The sequence below is a fragment of the Dactylosporangium sp. NPDC049742 genome (assembly GCF_040674675.1).
Taxonomy (GTDB): Bacteria; Actinomycetota; Actinomycetes; order Mycobacteriales; family Micromonosporaceae; genus Dactylosporangium; species Dactylosporangium maewongense.
On record NZ_JBFANF010000030.1, the window covers coordinates 43,526 to 59,789 of the forward strand.

At 71.6% G+C, this 16,264-nt stretch carries 14 protein-coding genes; 9 read left to right on the plus strand and 5 right to left on the minus strand.

Going from position 1 to position 16,264, the window contains the following annotated elements; translation table 11 throughout:
• Positions 1 to 50: 50 nt before the first annotated feature.
• Positions 51 to 1,271, minus strand: coding sequence for a pectate lyase (locus AB0J72_RS31540; RefSeq protein ID WP_363404906.1), 1,221 nt, complete (start codon positions 1,269 to 1,271; stop codon positions 51 to 53).
• Positions 1,272 to 1,631: 360 nt separating this feature from the next.
• Between AB0J72_RS31540 and AB0J72_RS31545 the strand changes: the two genes are divergently transcribed.
• The 3 genes from AB0J72_RS31545 (at position 1,632) to AB0J72_RS31555 (ending at position 5,124) form a co-directional block, all read left to right on the plus strand.
• A complete protein-coding gene (locus tag AB0J72_RS31545) occupies positions 1,632 to 2,735 on the plus strand; it encodes a hypothetical protein (RefSeq protein ID WP_363404907.1) in 1,104 nt (367 codons plus the stop codon).
• A gap of 195 nt (positions 2,736 to 2,930) precedes the next feature.
• Complete coding sequence (locus AB0J72_RS31550; protein WP_363405059.1) at positions 2,931 to 3,317, plus strand: hypothetical protein; 387 nt, start codon at positions 2,931 to 2,933, stop codon at positions 3,315 to 3,317.
• 1 nt (position 3,318) lies between these two features.
• Positions 3,319 to 5,124 (plus strand): caspase family protein, encoded by a 1,806-nt coding sequence (locus AB0J72_RS31555; protein ID WP_363404909.1) that lies wholly within the window; start codon positions 3,319 to 3,321, stop codon positions 5,122 to 5,124.
• A 34-nt stretch (positions 5,125 to 5,158) separates the two neighbouring features.
• On the opposite strand, the gene AB0J72_RS31560 is transcribed toward AB0J72_RS31555, so the two are convergent.
• Positions 5,159 to 5,959 carry a leucine-rich repeat domain-containing protein gene (locus AB0J72_RS31560; RefSeq protein WP_363404910.1) on the minus strand — a complete coding sequence of 267 codons (801 nt, stop codon included), beginning with the start codon at positions 5,957 to 5,959 and terminating at the stop codon, positions 5,159 to 5,161.
• A 110-nt stretch (positions 5,960 to 6,069) separates the two neighbouring features.
• The gene (locus tag AB0J72_RS31565; RefSeq protein WP_363404912.1) at positions 6,070 to 8,340 is read right to left on the minus strand and encodes a cellulose binding domain-containing protein; all 2,271 of its coding nucleotides are present in this window, start codon (positions 8,338 to 8,340) and stop codon (positions 6,070 to 6,072) included.
• A 230-nt stretch (positions 8,341 to 8,570) separates the two neighbouring features.
• Between AB0J72_RS31565 and AB0J72_RS31570 the strand changes: the two genes are divergently transcribed.
• The 5 genes from AB0J72_RS31570 to AB0J72_RS31590 all read left to right on the plus strand — a co-directional run bounded on the left by AB0J72_RS31570 (position 8,571) and on the right by AB0J72_RS31590 (position 11,861).
• The gene (locus AB0J72_RS31570) at positions 8,571 to 8,900 is read left to right on the plus strand and encodes a PadR family transcriptional regulator (protein WP_363404914.1); all 330 of its coding nucleotides are present in this window, start codon (positions 8,571 to 8,573) and stop codon (positions 8,898 to 8,900) included.
• A complete protein-coding gene (locus AB0J72_RS31575) occupies positions 8,897 to 10,216 on the plus strand; it encodes a condensation domain-containing protein (protein WP_363404916.1) in 1,320 nt (439 codons plus the stop codon). Before AB0J72_RS31570 ends, AB0J72_RS31575 begins: the two co-directional genes overlap by 4 nt.
• Before the next feature lie 79 nt (positions 10,217 to 10,295).
• The gene (locus tag AB0J72_RS31580; RefSeq protein WP_363404918.1) at positions 10,296 to 11,240 is read left to right on the plus strand and encodes a hypothetical protein; all 945 of its coding nucleotides are present in this window, start codon (positions 10,296 to 10,298) and stop codon (positions 11,238 to 11,240) included.
• Entirely contained in the window at positions 11,237 to 11,662 is a 426-nt protein-coding gene (locus AB0J72_RS31585) for a hypothetical protein (RefSeq protein WP_363404920.1), read from the plus strand. The genes AB0J72_RS31580 and AB0J72_RS31585 overlap by 4 nt, the downstream gene beginning before the upstream one ends.
• A gap of 10 nt (positions 11,663 to 11,672) precedes the next feature.
• Complete coding sequence (locus tag AB0J72_RS31590) at positions 11,673 to 11,861, plus strand: hypothetical protein (protein WP_363404922.1); 189 nt, start codon at positions 11,673 to 11,675, stop codon at positions 11,859 to 11,861.
• A 54-nt stretch (positions 11,862 to 11,915) separates the two neighbouring features.
• Here AB0J72_RS31590 and katG read toward each other — a convergent pair whose 3' ends face one another.
• Together katG and AB0J72_RS31600 are read right to left on the minus strand one after the other, a co-directional pair.
• Positions 11,916 to 14,138, minus strand: coding sequence for a catalase/peroxidase HPI (katG, locus tag AB0J72_RS31595; protein ID WP_363404924.1), 2,223 nt, complete (start codon positions 14,136 to 14,138; stop codon positions 11,916 to 11,918).
• A gap of 35 nt (positions 14,139 to 14,173) precedes the next feature.
• Positions 14,174 to 14,590 carry a Fur family transcriptional regulator gene (locus tag AB0J72_RS31600; protein WP_363405061.1) on the minus strand — a complete coding sequence of 139 codons (417 nt, stop codon included), beginning with the start codon at positions 14,588 to 14,590 and terminating at the stop codon, positions 14,174 to 14,176.
• A 197-nt stretch (positions 14,591 to 14,787) separates the two neighbouring features.
• Between AB0J72_RS31600 and AB0J72_RS31605 the strand changes: the two genes are divergently transcribed.
• Complete coding sequence (locus AB0J72_RS31605) at positions 14,788 to 16,245, plus strand: MFS transporter (protein ID WP_363404926.1); 1,458 nt, start codon at positions 14,788 to 14,790, stop codon at positions 16,243 to 16,245.
• The last annotated feature ends 19 nt before the right edge of the window (positions 16,246 to 16,264 follow it).

Below are 16,264 nucleotides of genomic sequence, written 5' to 3' on the forward strand. Positions count from 1 at the left end.
CGGCGAAGGGGCGCCCCCTGGATCCGGTGGGCGCCCCTGGGCCGGTCAGGTCACTTGTAGGTGATGTCGCTCTTGTTCACCTTGCAGTTGGCGTCGTTCCAGCCCTCGCCGAGGTAGGTCGGCTCGGAACCCTTGCTGACGCCCTTGTACTTGCCGCACACCGTGGTGCTGGAGCCGTTGTAGACCGTGACCCGCGTGATCGTCGCGGTGTCGCCCCAGTTGGAGTTGATGCCGGCGACCATGTCCACGTCGTCGACGATCACGTTGTCGATCCGCACGTGCCGCTGGTACGAGCTGGAGCAGTTCCCGCACGCCCGGTACAGCTTGCCGGTGCCCTTGAGGTAGAAGCCGCTGATGCTCACGGTGCCGTTGCCGTTGTGCTGGAACGTCTTGTCGGAGCCCGACCGGGCGCCGCCGCCGATCACGTACGAGGTGCCGCCGCCGGTGCCCTTGAACGTGGCGGCGTCCTCACCGATGTCGTTCCACCACACGTTCCTGAGCGTGCAGGTGCCTTCGCAGTGCACACCGTCGCCGGCGGGCGAACCCAGGATCACGTTCTGCAGGGTGCCACCGTTGGCGATCTTGAACATCGGGTCCTGGCTCTCCGACTGGCCACCGTCACCGATGCAGCAGTACGTCTTCATGCCGCCGTCGAACGTGCCGGAGACGTTGACCGTGCCGGAGATCTTCACGTTGCCCTGCGACGCCGGCCACGACGTGGTCGGGTTGCCGCCACCGCCACCGCCACCGCCACCGGTCGAGGTGGGCGTCGGGTTGCCGGTGGGGTTCGACGTCGGGTTCGAGCCGCCGCCGGCGTACGTCTCGAACTCGGCGATCCGCGGCGCGCCGGACGCGCTCGTGATCTCGAAGGTGAGCTTCTTCAGCGAGACCGAGGAGAAGTTGATCGTGCTCGGGCTGCCGCTGCCGCTGGCCAGGACGGCACTCGTGTCGTGGTTGAGGACCCGCCAGGCGCCGATGGACCCACCGCCCGAGGCCTGCCGGATGACCGCCGAGGACACCGTCGTCGCGCTGCCCCACTTGATCGAGATCGAGCCGGTCGAGCCGTCCGGCGACCAGTAGGTGCCGGTGTTGCCGTCTTTGACATTGCCGTAGCTGGTGCCGCTGGCCTTACTGGAGCCGTCGGCGCCGGCGCCGAGGCTCAGGTTGTCGGCTGCCGCGGCTTGGGGCATCTGCAGCGTCAGCGTGACCCCGGCGGCTGCGACCGCGGCGGCTCCCGCAGCTAGCCACCGTACGGCGACTGGTCGTCTCATCCGTGTCTCACCTTCCGAGAGTGGGCCGCTCCCCGACCATGGCGGGAAAGCGCTTTCCTGGGAACGTAGAGACGGGTCGATGCCGAGGCAATCGGGTGTCCGGTATCACCCGTTTATCGGCGCGACCAACCGTGAAAATTGCAGGGTCCCCGACTCCGACCGACTGGCGCACCGAAAGCAGGGCCGTTCCTTGCCGGCGGTCATCCTGGCGGTCTTGCAGCTCACCGCTGCCTGAGTAGAGTTCGTGGCCGTGCGAGCCCTGTCCGCGCATGCGGTCAGCGTCCTGCGCGCCGGCGGCCGCACGGTCGCCGGGGCCGTCCGGGGCGCACCGCGTCCCGGCCTGCGTCAGAGCGAGGCGTCATGAGTCCGATCCTGTTCGTCTTCGTGGTGGGTGTCGCCGTGGCCCTGGTCCGGCGCCGCTTCCTGGTCGCTCCGGACGGCCGGACGGGCGGGGACCCGCCGGCCCGGCTGCTGGGCTGGGCGACCGGCCTGCTGGCCGAGCAGCGGCAGGAGTGGGGGCAGGCGATGATCGGCGAACTGGACCGCCTCGACGGGCGGGCCCGGCGCTGGCGCTTCGCCCTCGGCTGCGCCGCCGCCGCGGTGGTCGTGCCGCCCTGGGGACCCGCGGCCGTGGCCCTCGCGGCCATGACGGCCGTCGCGGCCGGCGCCGGCGGGCTGTACGTCGCCACACACGTGCACTACCGGCTGCACACCGACGGCTGGACCTGGGCCGGGGCGTTGATCCTGCTGCTGCTCCTGGTCGGCTACGTCCTCGGCGGGGGCGTGTTGCTGCGCCGCCCGGGTGTGGCCGGCCCCGGGCTGGTCGGCGCCCTGCTCGTCACCGCGGCCTGGCTGACGGTCGGTGGGTTCACGTTCGAGGAGTGGCTCAAACCGATCCCGCACCACCCGTGGTTGATCGTCCTGACGCCCGTCCTGGTCGGCGCGGGCGCCACGCTGTGGGGCGGCGGCGCCGCTGTCGGCCGGCGCGCCGCACGCCTGGCCACCGTCACCGCCGCCCTGGCCGTCTACCTGTACGGGGTCCTCGCGGTCGCGGTCGTCGGCGCCACTGGGCACGATCCCAGCGACGGATGGACGACCGCCCAGATCGTCGCCGACGACCTCGGCAACCAGGCCGTCTTCTACCTTGTGGCGCTGCCGCTGGTGACCTCGACCATCGGGTGGGCCGCTGCCGCCGCCACCGCCCGCCTGCGCTTCGGCGGTTCGGTGCCCGCGCCGGCGTACCTCGCTGTCCGGACCGCGGGCCCCGGGCCGGCGGCGGATCCCGCACCGGTAACCACACAGCCGCAGTCCCGCCCGGCACGAGAAGCCGGCGACGGCACGCCCGGTGCGATCCCCGCCGCATCGGCCCGCCGGAGCCGAGCCTGGTTCCTCCTGCTGCTGTCCGCCGCCCTGGCAGCAGCGGCGTTCCTCGTCCTGTTCACCATGCTGAGCCCCCACGCGTAACCTCGCCCTTCGGCACGCTCGCGCGGCGCGGTGCACCCCGCCTTCGTCTCCCGCACTACGCACAATCGCCTATTTCCCGCTCGCGCCAAGGGTCATCGGTACGCGCGGAACGTATTCTGCCGACAATGCGAAGCCGCAATGTTCGCTGCCAGATCTGACGTTCCGCCGCAATCGCCCCCGACCGCGAGGAATCAGATGGATCTACAAATCAACATTGTCGAAGGGCCCGAAAACGGGCTCGAGGATCTCCTCGCGTGGTTACGCGACGAGAGCGCCCTGCGTGGACGGATTCGGCCGGTCCTGACCCCCGCCGACAGCGGTCGCATGGGTGGGGCGCTGGAGGCGGTGCTGATCGCCGTGGCCGGCGGTGGGGTCGCCGCGCTGTTCAACGCGATCGGCCTGTACCTGTCCCGGGTGCGCGAGGTCACCACGCTGGAGCTGACCCACCGCTCCGGCGACGCGGTGAAGATCAGCGGGCCCGGCGTCACGCCCGCCGACATCGACCGCGCCGTCGAAGCGCTCCGCGAGCTCGACCGGCGCGACGGGACGGACGACCAGCAGCCTGCCGGCGCGGCGGGCTGAGATGGCGCGCCTCGCGAGCCCGGACGACAGCCGGGTGGTCCTGGTCGGCAACGCGCACTACGCGCATCCCGACATCAGCGACCTGCCAACCGTCTCGGCCGGTGTCGCGGCACTGGCGGAGGCGTTCACCGCGCCCGCCCTCGGCGGTCTCAAGACGGGCAACTGCCAGGTGCTGATCAACCCGCAACGGCCGGGTGACGTGACCGGCCCGGTGCGGAGGGCCGCGGACGAGGCCCAGGACGTCCTGGTGGTCTACTTCTCGGGGCACGGCCAGCGCGACCCCCGGCTGCGGGGTCTCTACCTGCAGGTCGGTGACACCGACCCCGACGACCTGCCGGCGACCGCCATCGACGTGCAACACATCCGGAGCCTGATCCTGGAGAGCCGGGCACGGTACCGGATCCTGATCCTCGACTGCTGTTACAGCGGCGCGGCGCTGCCGCTGATGGGCGACGGCGACAACGAGTCCGACCTGCAGGAGGCCGACGGGGTGGCCATCCTGTCGTCCGGTGACGCCAACTTCCACGCCAACCCGGTCGACATCGAGGGCCGGTTCACGCTCTTCACCGGGGCGCTGATCCGCGCCGTCCGCCAGGGCCTCGACAACGGCGAGCCGACCCTGACCATCACCGCCGTGTTCCAGCACCTCCGCGCGCAGCTCGGGCAGCCGCGGATCAACCAGAGCGGCGCCATCGACCGGGTCGGGTTGTTCCGCAACGCCCGCTACGAGGGCACCGTCGAGCCCGACCAGCTCGCCAGCGGCGGCACGACGTTCCGGGCGCCGGCCGAGCTGCTCCGCGAGCGGGTGCGGCAGGTCGCCTGGACGGTGCTGCTGACCTTCGCGTGCGCCGTGGCACTGTCCGAAGGTGATCGCGACACCGGCATCGCCGGGCTGGTCATCGCCATGATCGGGGTTCTCGTCGCGCTCTACCGGCTGTTCTGGATCACCACGCAGCTGCGCATCACGCCGAACGGCATCGCCCACCGCAGCCTGCTGTGGGACCGCCAGCACAGCTGGGACGAGATCCTCGGCGTCCGCCTGCGGAGATCCCGGTCGATGCTGCTGTTCCCTCGGTACGACGTGGAGATCCGGACGGAGACGACCGAGACCACGACCACGTCGAGCACCATCACCACGGGCAAGGACGACCGGCCGACGACGTCGAAGTCGACCACGGTCAAGGCGTGGGACACGTTGTGCTCGCTCAACGACGTGGACGCCCCGGCCGCTCAGGTCGCGCACGCGCTGAGCGCCGCCGCGGGCCGGAAGGTGCTGACCGTCGACGAGATCGACGACCGGGTCAAGCGGTTCCCGGCGCCGGTGGACCGGCTCGGCGGCCGCCTGTTCACGATCGCGGTGGGGGCGCTGCTGGCCGCCACGGTCGACGTGTTCACCGGCGTGCTGGTGGCCGTGGCCGTCGCGGTACTGTTCGCCCGCCTGGTGTTCGAGAAGCCCTGGCGCACCATCGGCGTCGGCGCCGACGGCATCGAGATCGCCGGCCCGTTCCGCACCACCAAGTACCCGTGGGCAGGCATGCGATACGTGGCGGTGCTGCCGTGGCGCACCCGGCTGCCGGGCCGGCGCATCCTGTACATCGCCGACCGGCTGGCACCCGAAAGCCAGGTCCACTCACCATGGCTGATGACGGCCCGCGACAGCAGCATCGTGGTCCGCAACCTCGCCCTGTCGGTGTGGAGCCCCCGCCGGCTGATGGCCGCCCTGGAACAGTTCGGCGGCGACAGCTGGCGCCCGAACATGCGCACCCTCGACGTCCGCGACCACCGCCCGGACCGCACCCGCCCCTGACCGGCGCATCCGGGCGGTGGTCGCGGGCGTCACCTCACCACTCGGCAGCGGGCTGCACGACGTCGGGGCCGCCGGTGTGCGGGGTCGGGACGTGGCCGCTGTCCGGCTCCGGCAGCGCCGCCACACACCTCGCAGAGCAGGCATTGACCAGCAACGGCAGCACGTCGGTGCCGACCCAGCGAGAGATCCAGACCTGGCGCAGCTCACGGTCGACCGGCCCGTCACAGACGCTGCAGGTCCGCACCGCGTCGGCACCCCACACACCCGGGTCGAGTGCTGCGAGGTCCACATCCCCGGCGCCGGTCAGCGGCCGCAGCGCCGGAAACGGCGACCGGTACTTGAAGTTGCCGTACAGGGCCCGCGTGCTCACCGTGCTGTCGGCAAGCTTCGCGCATCTGGTCAGCTCGTACGGGTACCAGTGCAATCGGTGCGACGTGTAGGGCTCGAACATCTCAAGACTCGCCATGGCCCCGATCTCCGGTGGGATGCGCACCAGGTTCGTGCCGTACAGCACCAGATGTCTGACCGCGGTCAGCTTCGCGATCGCCGGCGGCAGCGTGACGATCTGCCGCCGCTCGGGAGCGCTCAGCTCCACGAACGGCTTGAACACCGTCCGCCCGTCCGCCGCCGCCTCATCGATCAGCGCCAGCAGATGCCGCCAGCCGGCCGCCGAGGTGTCCTGCCGATCCCCATGGAAGGAGACGGTCGCCGGCAGCGTATCGGCGGAGTAGCCGACGCACTGGCACCTGTCCCGGTCGGGCCCACCCGCCGCGGTTCCGACCGCGTCCGCGAACCGGTTGGAGAACACGTGCGGCGTGACCTCGTCTGCACCCATCAGGAGAGCATATCGACGGCACCGGCGTCCTGACCGGCGGCTGGGGGCGCGTTCAGCGGGCGGGGCGGGCCCGTGCCTCGGGGTGAGGGACGGGCCCGCATCTGTCTGCGTTACGGGCCGGTGCAGAAGCCGACGTCGTTCGTCGTCTGGCCGGGTTGGAGGATCTTGTTCCAGGGGTTGGCCGGGTCGGCGTGGGCGTTGACGGCGGTCGCGCCCTGCTGGGTCAGGACCATGTTCCAGGTCTGGCTGATGTGCTGGCCGGCCGGGATCGCGAAGGTCGCGAACCACTCCTTCGCCACGCCGGTGTTGTTGGTGACGTACACGTCGGCGCAGTAGCCGCCCTGGCTGATCGGGCGGACGCCGGGCGGGCGGACGACGACGGTGGCGGGCAGCGTGGACTGCTCACCGCAGTACATCGTCAGGTCCAGGTTCGTCACCGGCGGCAGGTTCGCCGACACCTGCTTGGCGGGCGACTCCACGAACGTCTGCGAGCTGCCGGGCGCGGTGCACCCGGCCTTCGTCACCCGCACCTTGTACCAGCCGGGCGAGACGTCCCACCGGTAGAAGCCGTAGCCGTTGGTGAGCGACGGGTTCGCCCGGTTGCGCGGCGACATGATCGTGGTGCTGCCGTTGGGGACCGCGGTGTACGTGCCGGTCTGCGTCGCCGAGCGGTACAGGGTCACCGTCGCCCCGCTGATCGGCGCACCGGCCGTGTTGGACACCTTCCCGCTCGGGTCGATGAAGAGGTTGCCGGTGCTGGTGAACGTGACGCCGTTGCAGACGATCGTGATGATGACCTGCGCCTCGTCGTGCAGGACGTAGCCGGCGGCCGGGTTGCGCAGCGGGCCGACGCCGGTCGCCGTGTAGTTGCCGGATCCGACGTGGGTGAGGGTGCCGTTGAGCCGGAACCCTTCCGTCGGCGGGGTCGTGTTGTAGTTGCGCCCGACGATCGTCCACGTGGCGCTCGTGGCCGGGGTGCAGCCGGTCGCGTTGATGGTGAACACGTCGTCCCAGTGCACGAGCGGCGTGCCGTCCGGGGTGGCCCGGCCGCCGGTGTTGATGCCGCCGCTGACCGCGACCGGGTTCACGCTGAACTTGGTCGTGGCGAGCGTCGAGGTCTGCGGCAGGTTCCAGATCTCGAAGCCGGCCTGCACCGAGGTGACCCACCACTTCGGCTCCAGGCAGATCGTCTGCTCGGGGGTGATCGGCGAGCCGGGGTCGGTCGAGCAGTAGATGCCCATGTCGTCGAGGCTGGCGGCGTACTTGGTGAAGATGTGGCTGTCGAAGCCGCCGTTGGCCGGGACGGTGCCGGGCACGGCCGGGTCACCGACCAGCCCGGTGCCCTTCGTACGGGCGACGAACGAGATGACGTTCCACCGCACGCCGTTGTCGAAGCTGCGGACGCGGCCGCCCCACACGTCGAACGTGGTGTCGGTCGCGACGCCGTTCACCGTGGTACGGATGCCGGGGATCTTCACGTCGACGAGGAGCGGCATGCCGGCCGGCTGGATCTTGCCGGCGTGGGCGGCGTACGCCGTCGGGTTCTGCGCGTCGCCGGGCTGGGCGTTCACGTAGCCCTGGTTGTTCACCCAGATCATGATCTCGGCGCCGTCGTTCTGGCCCGGGTTGTTCAGCAGCTGCGGGTTCGTCGGCAGCGTGCTGCCCTGCGTCGCGCAGGTGGTCGGCTGCGGGCGGCAGTTGGAGTCGAACCAGATGTCGTAGGACGCGTCCCAGGCCTCGTTGCCGCCGGGGGTCGCCGGGACGGTGATGTTCCAGACCGAGTCCATCCGGGCCACGCCGGCGGTCTGCTTCGGAAACGGCGCACCGGCCGGGGTCGTGCCCGACGGCGAGCAGGTGCCCCAGTGGCAGCCGGAGATGATGCTCGGGTACGCGGCCGGCGCGTGGATCTGGTGGCTGAACTCGTTGGCGGTGCCGGTGGTGTGGTTGACGCCGTCATTCGGCGGCTGCTGCGCCACGAACGGCGCGGTGCCGCCGGTCGTCGCGTACTGGTCGCGCACGCCGGAGTTGGGGTTGACCCACGGGTCGCCGGTGCCGGCCCAGTCGCAGTTCGGGTCGAGCGGGTCGGTCCCGTTGGTGCAGGCCGGGCCGGTGTTCGGGTCGGTGCCGAAGTACGAGTTGGCGGTGTAGTTGGTGACCGAGAACCCGGTGGTGGCGGTGTCGTAGTTCATCGTGAACCCGCCGCTGACGGCCGGGTTCCACAGGTTCGTCGCCACCTGGTACTGGCCCTCGGGGGCGGTGACCTGGGTGCTGAGGTAGCGGGTGCCACCGCCGTTGTACGTGGCGGCGGGGGTGAAGGTGGACGGTGCGGCGTGCGCGGCCGCGGCGGGCACAAGGGCGGCGACCAGCCCGGCCACCGCCACGAGTGCTCGACGCTTTCCGGTTCCCACGTGCATGCGATGCCTCCAGTATGTGGATGTGCATCTATTGGTTCAGCGGCGGCGTTTGTACCGCGAGGTGAACCGGCGATACGGCCGGCGCTACGGGCCGCGATACGGCCGCGCGCTGTATCGGTTTTTGTATCGGCCGCGCTCGCATCGACGGTGTTAGCGTCGGGCAGCTCCCCCGTTCCCGCTGAAAGGTGTTGCCGGTCATGCCGCTGCGTGAACCGACGTTCCTGATCCTGGCCGCGCTGGCGGGCGAGCCGCAGCACGGGTACAGCGTCCTGGAGGACGTGCGGCGCATCTCGGAGGACCGGGTCCACCTGCAGCCCGGCACCCTGTACGGCATCCTCGACCGGCTCCGCGGCGACGGGCTCATCGAGGTGGACCACGAGGAGGTCGTCGCCTCGCGGCTGCGGCGCTACTACCGCCTCACCACGCCGGGCCTCGACCTGCTCAGCGCCGAGACCGACCGCCTGCACCGCAACGCCGCCGCGGCCGACCGCCGGCTGCGGGCCCGCCTGGCGGTGAGCGCGCGATGACCGAGCTCGTGGCGGCGGAGCTGGTCCGGTTCGACTTCGCCGGCGAGGGGGCCGGCGAAGACGAGCTGTCGTGGGGGCAGCAGGAGATCTGGCTGGCGATGCAGCGGCAGCGCAGCTGGATCCCGATCGGCGGGCCGAGCACCCTGCGCCCCGGCACCACCGTCGACGACATCGTGGACGACCTGCGGTACACGATCGGGCGGTACCAGACGATGCGCACCCGGCTGCGCTTCCTGCCCGACGGGGCGGTGCGGCAGGAGGTGTCGGCGTCCGGCTCCTTCACGATCGAGGTCTTCGACGCGCCCGACGACGCGGATCCTGCGGAGTTCGCCGGCGCCGTCTTCGACTGGTTCCGGGCCTGGGACTTCGACTACGTCAAGGACTGGCCGCTGCGGGTCGGCGTCGTGCGGCACCGCGGGGCGCTCACCCACCAGGTCTCCGTCGTCACGCACCTCGTCACCGACGCGCTCGGCGGGGTCGTCATGATGGCCGAGGTGACCCGGCGGGAGCCCGCCCCGGTCGCCGGCATGCAGCCCCTCGAACAGGTGCGGCGGCAGCGCTCCCCCGCCGGCCGCCGGCAGAACGAGGCGGCGCTGCGCTACTGGCGGCGGACCCTGCTGACCGTGCCCGCCCGTACCGTGCCGGAGTCCGCCGACAGGTGCGAGCCGCGCTACCGCGAGGGGCTGCTGCACTCCCCCGCGCTCCGGCTGGCGCTGGGCACCCTGGCCGACCGGCACGGCGTCGACTCGGCGACCGTGCTGCTGGCGGTGTTCGCGGCCGCGACCGCCCGCGTCACCGGCGTCGACCCGGTCGTGATCCGCCCGATCGTCGGCAACCGCTTCTGGCCCGGCCTCGCCGACGTGGTGTGCCCCGTCAACCAGGCCGGCCTGCTCGTCGTCGACGCGCTCGGCGTCGCGTTCCCTTCGCTGCTGGACCGGGTCCGTGGCGCGGTCCTGTCGACCTACAAGTACGCCAGCTTCGACCCCCTGCAGCTCGCCGCCACCGTCGCCGGCGTGGAGCGGGAGCGCGGCACCGCCATCGACCTGTCGGTGCTCTTCAACGACCGCCGCACCGGCGACCGCGCCGCACCGCCCGCCGTGGTGACCCTGCCGCAGATGGCGTCCGCGCTGGCCGCGACCCGCTTCGACTGGCCGGTCGCCCGCGACGACCCGCACGAGCCGCTGATGGTGAACGTCGAGGACACCGAGGACGCCCTGCTGGTGCGGATCGTCTTCGACACCCACCACCTCGCCCCGGCCCTCGCGGAGTCCTGGGTCCGCGCCATGCAGACCATCGCCGTCGCCGCCGCCGTCTAGCTCGCGTCGGCATCATTGGTGCGCGCGATCGTGGCTGGGGTGTGGCCTGAACGTTGTCGGCCGCTGGGATTCTGTGTGGATGAACAGGCGGGGGCAAGTGCTGGTCGTCCTGCTCGGCGGCGTGCTGCTGTCGGGGCTGCTGTGGTCGTGCACGTCCGGGACCGCCGGGCAGCACGCGGACGAGCTCGGCGAGGTGACGGCGGTCCTGGACTCGGCGCCGGGCACCGTGGTGGTCCACGTGCTGCGGCGCGAGCGCACGACCGCGTGGCGGGTCGACGACTCCGGCGCGGCCGTCGAGTGGATCGAGGGCGAGGTCGCGGCCGGTACGCCGCAGGCCCGGCAATGCCAGCAGGACCTCTGCTACCGGGTGCCGGGTGACGCGCTGCGGGTCGAGCAGAGCACCGACGGCGGCACCACGTTCGGCACGGTGTGGGAGGTGAGCGGCGACGCGTACACCAGACTCGGCGCGAAGTATCCGCGGCTCGGCGACCCGGCCCAGCACCTGTCGTCGCGGTCGCTGGTCGTGCACGCCGTGCCGGGCGGGCACGTGGTCTTCGTCGCCGACGGGCGGGACGGGCTGCTCTACCGGGACGTGCGGGGCGCGTGGCACCGGCTCGGCTCGCCCGACTCCGGCGAGGGCTGCTGCTACTACGAGCCGCCGCCGTCGCTCGCCGGCCAGTCGCTCACCGGCCTGCCGCTGCTGGTCGGCGCCGGCGCGGCCGCGGTCATCCTCCTGCTCGGCCTGGTGCCGGCGGCTCGCCGGCGGTCCTGGCGGGGGCTGCCGGTCGTGGCGGCGATCGCGGCGCTGGGTGGCCTCAACGCGGGCATCGCGGCGACCCTGCAGGGCGTCGGTATGTTCCCCGGCCTGATGTACTCGGTGCCGCTGATCCTCGCCGTCACGGTCGGCGGCGCCGTCTTCGCACACCGGCTCGCCACCACCGACCGCACACCGTTCTCGCGGGCCGACGCTGGACAACCGGACGACGCGGCGGCACCGGTGGACGGATACGATCACCAGCCGTGAAGATCGGCAAGCGGGGGCGGGCGCGGCTGCTCGTCGTGGGCGGCGTCGTGCTGTTCTGCGGGCTGTCCGTCCTCGCCGTGCGGCTGGCCAACGCCAGGGAGGCCCGCGAGTCCGAGGCGGAGCTGCGCCGCTACCTGCTCCTCGGGCAGCAGGGCGAACGCGCACAGGCCGAGGCGATGCTCTGCGGCGGGGACGACACGAGCGGCTCCACCGACCTGCCCGGCATGTACGAATCGGGCTGGCGCATGCCGCCCATCGCCTCGTTCACCGTCGCCGGCTCCACGGACTGGTCGTCGTTCGACGGCCACGGCACGACGTACCAGGTCCGGCTCACCTTCACCGGCGCGGCACCCGCCACCATCACCGTGTCCGTCGAGGCCAAGGACGGCGGTCCGTGCATCGCGACCGACGTGCCGTTCTAGGCTGCGGACAGTGACCTACGACCTGTACTTCTGGCCCGCCGGCGCCGCGAAGAACGCTCGCCGGCTCGCCGACCGGCTCGCGGAGGGCAGGCCCGGGCGGCTCAGGCCCGACCCGCGGGTCCTGCGGTTCCGCGCCGAGCTGCTGCGCCGGTGGCCGGAGCTGGCGGAGCATTACCCGAACCACCTGCGCCGCCCATGAAAGCCGGGCCCGGCCGCACGCGGCGACCGGGCCCGACAAGGGTTCAGAACAGGATCAGGACAGGTCGAAGCGGTCCAGCTCCATGACCTTCGTCCAGGCCGCGACGAAGTCGGTGACGAACTTGTCGCGGGCGTCGGCGCTGGCGTAGACCTCGGCGAGGGCGCGCAGCTGCGAGTTGGAGCCGAAGATGAGGTCGACCGCGGTGGCGGTCCACTTCACGTCGCCGGTCGCCACGTCCTGGATCTCGTAGACGTGCTCCTGCGACTCCGACGCCTTCCACTTGGTGCCCGGGGAGAGCAGGTTGGCGAAGTAGTCGTTGGTGAGCACGCCCGGGCGGTCGGTGAGGACACCGTGCGCGGCGCCGCCGACGTTGTTGCCCAGCGCCCGCAGGCCGCCGACGAGGACGGTCATCTCGGGTGCGGTGAGGTCCAGCATGTACGCGCGGTCGACGAGCAGGATCTCCGGCTGGGTCTTCTCGCCGGGGCGCAGGTAGTTGCGGAAGCCGTCGGCGCGGGGCTCCAGGACGCGGAACGACTCGACGTCGGTCTCCTCCTGGGCGGCGTCGGTGCGGCCCGCCCGGAACGGCACGGTCACCTCGACGCCCGCGTCGCGGGCCGCCTTCTCCACCGCGGCCGAGCCGGCCAGCACGATGAGGTCGGCGAGGGAGATCTGCGCGCCGCCCGCGGCGTTGAACTCCTGCTGGATGCCCTCGAGCTTGCCGAGGACCTCGGCGAGCTGCGCCGGCTGGTTGATCTCCCAGCTGCGCTGCGGCTCCAGGCGGATGCGGGCGCCGTTGGCGCCGCCGCGCTTGTCGGTGGAGCGGAAGCTCGCCGCCGACGCCCACGCGGTGGAGACCAGCTGCGCGACGCTGAGGCCGGAGTCCAGGACCTTCGCCTTGAGCGCGGCGACGTCGGCGTCGCCGACGAGCTGGCCCGAGACGGCCGGGACCGGGTCCTGCCACAGCTGCGGCTCGGCGACCCACGGGCCGAGGAAGCGGCTGACCGGGCCCATGTCGCGGTGCAGCAGCTTGTACCAGGCCTTGGCGAAGGCGAGCGCGAACTCCTCGGGGTTCTCGAGGAAGCGGCGGGAGATCTTCTCGTACGCCGGATCCACCCGCAGCGAGAGGTCGGTGGTGAGCATGGTGGGCTTGTGCTTCTTGGACGGGTCGTGCGCGTCCGGGATGATCGCCTCGGCGTCCTTGGCGACCCACTGCTTGGCGCCGGCGGGGCTCGTGGTGAGCTCCCACTCGTAGCCGAACAGGATCTCGAAGAAGCGGTTGCTCCACTCGGTGGGCTTGTCGGTCCAGGTGACCTCGAGGCCGCTGGTGATCGTGTCACCGGCCTTGCCGCTGCCGTGGGTGCTCAGCCAGCCGAGGCCCTGCGACTCCAGCGGGGCGCCCTCGGGCTCCGGGCCCACGTGCTCGTCGGCGTTGCCGGCGCCGTGCGCCTTGCCGAAGGTGTGGCCGCCGGCGATGAGGGCGACGGTCTCCTCGTCGTTCATCGCCATCCGGGCGAACGTCTCCCGGATGAAGTACGCCGCGTTGAGCGGGTCGGCGTTGCCGCGGGGACCCTGCGGGTTGACGTAGATGAGGCCCATCTCGGCCGCGCCGACCTCGGAGGCCATCTCGGCCTCGCCGACGTAGCGCTCGTCGCCGAGCCAGGTGTCCTCGGGGCCCCAGAAGATCTCCTCGGGCTCCCAGACGTCCGCGCGGCCGAAGCCGAAGCCGAAGGTCTTGAAGCCCATCGACTCCAGGGCCACGTTGCCGGCGAGCACGAGCAGGTCGGCCCACGAGATCTTCTGGCCGTACTTGGCCTTCACCGGCCACAGCAGCCGGCGGGCCTTGTCGAGGTTGGCGTTGTCGGGCCAGCTGTTGAGCGGGGCGAAGCGCTGCCCGCCGTCGCCGGCGCCGCCGCGGCCGTCGTGGATCCGGTACGTGCCGGCGGCGTGCCAGCTCATCCGGATCATGAGGCCGCCGTAGTGCCCGAAGTCGGCCGGCCACCAGTCCTGCGACGTGGTCAGCACCTCGGTGATGTCACGCTTGAGGGCCTCGACGTCGAGCTTCTGGAACTCCTTCGCGTAGCTGAAGTCCGCCCCGAGCGGGTTGCCCTTGGACGAGTGGGCGTGCAGCACGGAAAGGTCGAGCTGGTTGGGCCACCAGTCGCGGTTGGTGCGCGGACGTCCACCGGTCTTCGGGGTCGGCGAGTCGATCGCCGGGTTCTCGCTTTCGCTGCCGTGCGCGACTGGGCAGCCGCCTGCCGTGGCCTGGGTGTCGCTCATGGTCTTCCTTCCGTCTTTCGTCCGAACGGACCGAATCATTTCGAAGCGCAGTCGGGGCAGGTGCCCCAATACACGACTTCCGCCTCGTCGACCACGTAGCCGTGGTCGTCCGAGGCGGAGAGGCAAGGAACGTGGCCGGTGGCGCAGTCGACATCGGCGATTGCGCCACACGAACGGCACACGACGTGGTGGTGGTTGTCCGCCACCCGGGACTCGTAGCGGGCGGTGCTGCCGGCCGGCTCGATGCGCCGCACCAGACCGGCGTCGGTGAACGCCCGCAGAACATCGTAGACCGCCTGGTGGGAGACCATGGGATGTTCGGCGCGCACGAGGGTGATCACCGTGTCCGTGTCGACGTGCCGGTGCTCGTGCAGGGCGGCGAGGACCGCCAGCCGCGGCTTCGTCACCCGCAACGAGGCCGCCCGCAACTGCGCCTCGAAGTCGAACGTCACACGATCAACATAGACCACTAGTCTGGAACAGTTCAAGTTTTCACCGGGAGTGTTCCTGCGCTTCATCCTGCCGGATGAGACGCCGCGGAACCCGCGGACGCGCCGTCCGGTCATCCCGCGCGGATGGCGCGGCCGGCCCCGGCGCGGCCGACGATCGACAGGCACCGAACCCTCCGTCCGCGGACGTCGCGCGGGCAATGATTCTGCCGCTCGCCCTGGCCCAGTTCATCTGCAGCTACGCCGGCACCGCGATGAACGTCGCCATCACACCGATGGCCCGCGACCTGGACACCACGGTGTTCGGCGTCCAGGCGAGCATCACGCTGTTCACGCTCACCATGGCCGCCCTGATGATCCCGGGCAGCAAGCTCACCGACGTGTGGGGCCGCAAGCGCTGCCTGGTGGCCGGGCTGCTGCTGTACGGCACCGGCGCCCTCCTCGCCGCGCTCGCCCCCGGCCTCGGCGTCATGATCCTCGGCAACGCGCTGCTGGAGGGCGTCGGCTCGGCGCTGATGATCCCGCCGATCTACATCCTCGTCACCGTCATGGCCCCGGACCTCGCGACCCGGGCGCGGTACTTCGGCGTCGTCAGCGGCGCCGGCGCGCTCGGCGCCGCGACCGGCCCGCTCATCGGCGGCCTCATCACCAGCCTGTTCAGCTGGCGGGCGTCGTTCCTGCTGCAGGTCATCGTCATCGCGTGGATCATCGTGCTGATCCGCCGGCTGCCCGCCCCCGCCCGCACCGGCCCGGCACCGTCCTTCGACGTGACGGGCGCACTGCTGTCCGCCGTCGGCCTGCTGCTCGTGGTGCTCGGCGTGCTGCTGTCCACCACGTACGGCTGGGGCGCCGCACGGTCGGACGTCGTCGTCGCCGGCCGGGTCGTCATCGCCGAGGGCGGCATCTCACCCGTCTGGCCGACGCTCGCCCTCGGGGCGCTGACGCTCGCCGCGTTCGCCTGGCACCTGCACCTGGCCGAGCGCCGCGGCCGCGAGCCGCTGCTGCACCCGCGCCTGTTCCGCGACCGCGCCGCCAACCTCGGCCTGGGCACGCAGTCGGTGCAGTGGCTGGTCATGCAGGGCACGTTCTTCGTCACCGCCGTGTACCTGCAGGACGCCCTCGGCTACGACGCCGTCATGACCGGCCTGGTGCTCACGCCCGCGACCGTCGGCATCCTGGCCTCGTCCGCGGCCGCCGAGCGCTTCGCCCGCAACCGCACCCAGCGCACCCTGATCATCGCCGGCTTCGTCCTCACCGTCGCCGGCATGGCCACCCTGCTCGCCCTGGCCTCCACCGGCACGGGCGCCTGGCACACCGTCCCCGGCCTGCTGCTCGCCGGCCTGGGCCTCGGCACCATGCTCACCGCGTCCGTCAACCTGGTGCAGTCCTCGTTCCCCGACCGCGACCAGAGCGACATCTCCGGCATGTCCCGCTCCATGTCGAACCTCGGCTCGTCGCTGGGCACCGCCCTGGCCGGCTCGGTGATCGTGTCCGCCGCTCACCCCGGCGCCCACCCGTACGCGGCGTCGCTGGTGGTCCTGCTCGTGATCGCGGTCGGCGGCCTGCTGGTGTCAGTGCTGCTCCCCCGCACCCCCGCCCCGTCCCCGTCCCCGTCGCCGTCCCCGACCCAGTCCCCGGCCCCGGAACAACCGCACTGACCAACTGGCCCGTCGGTTG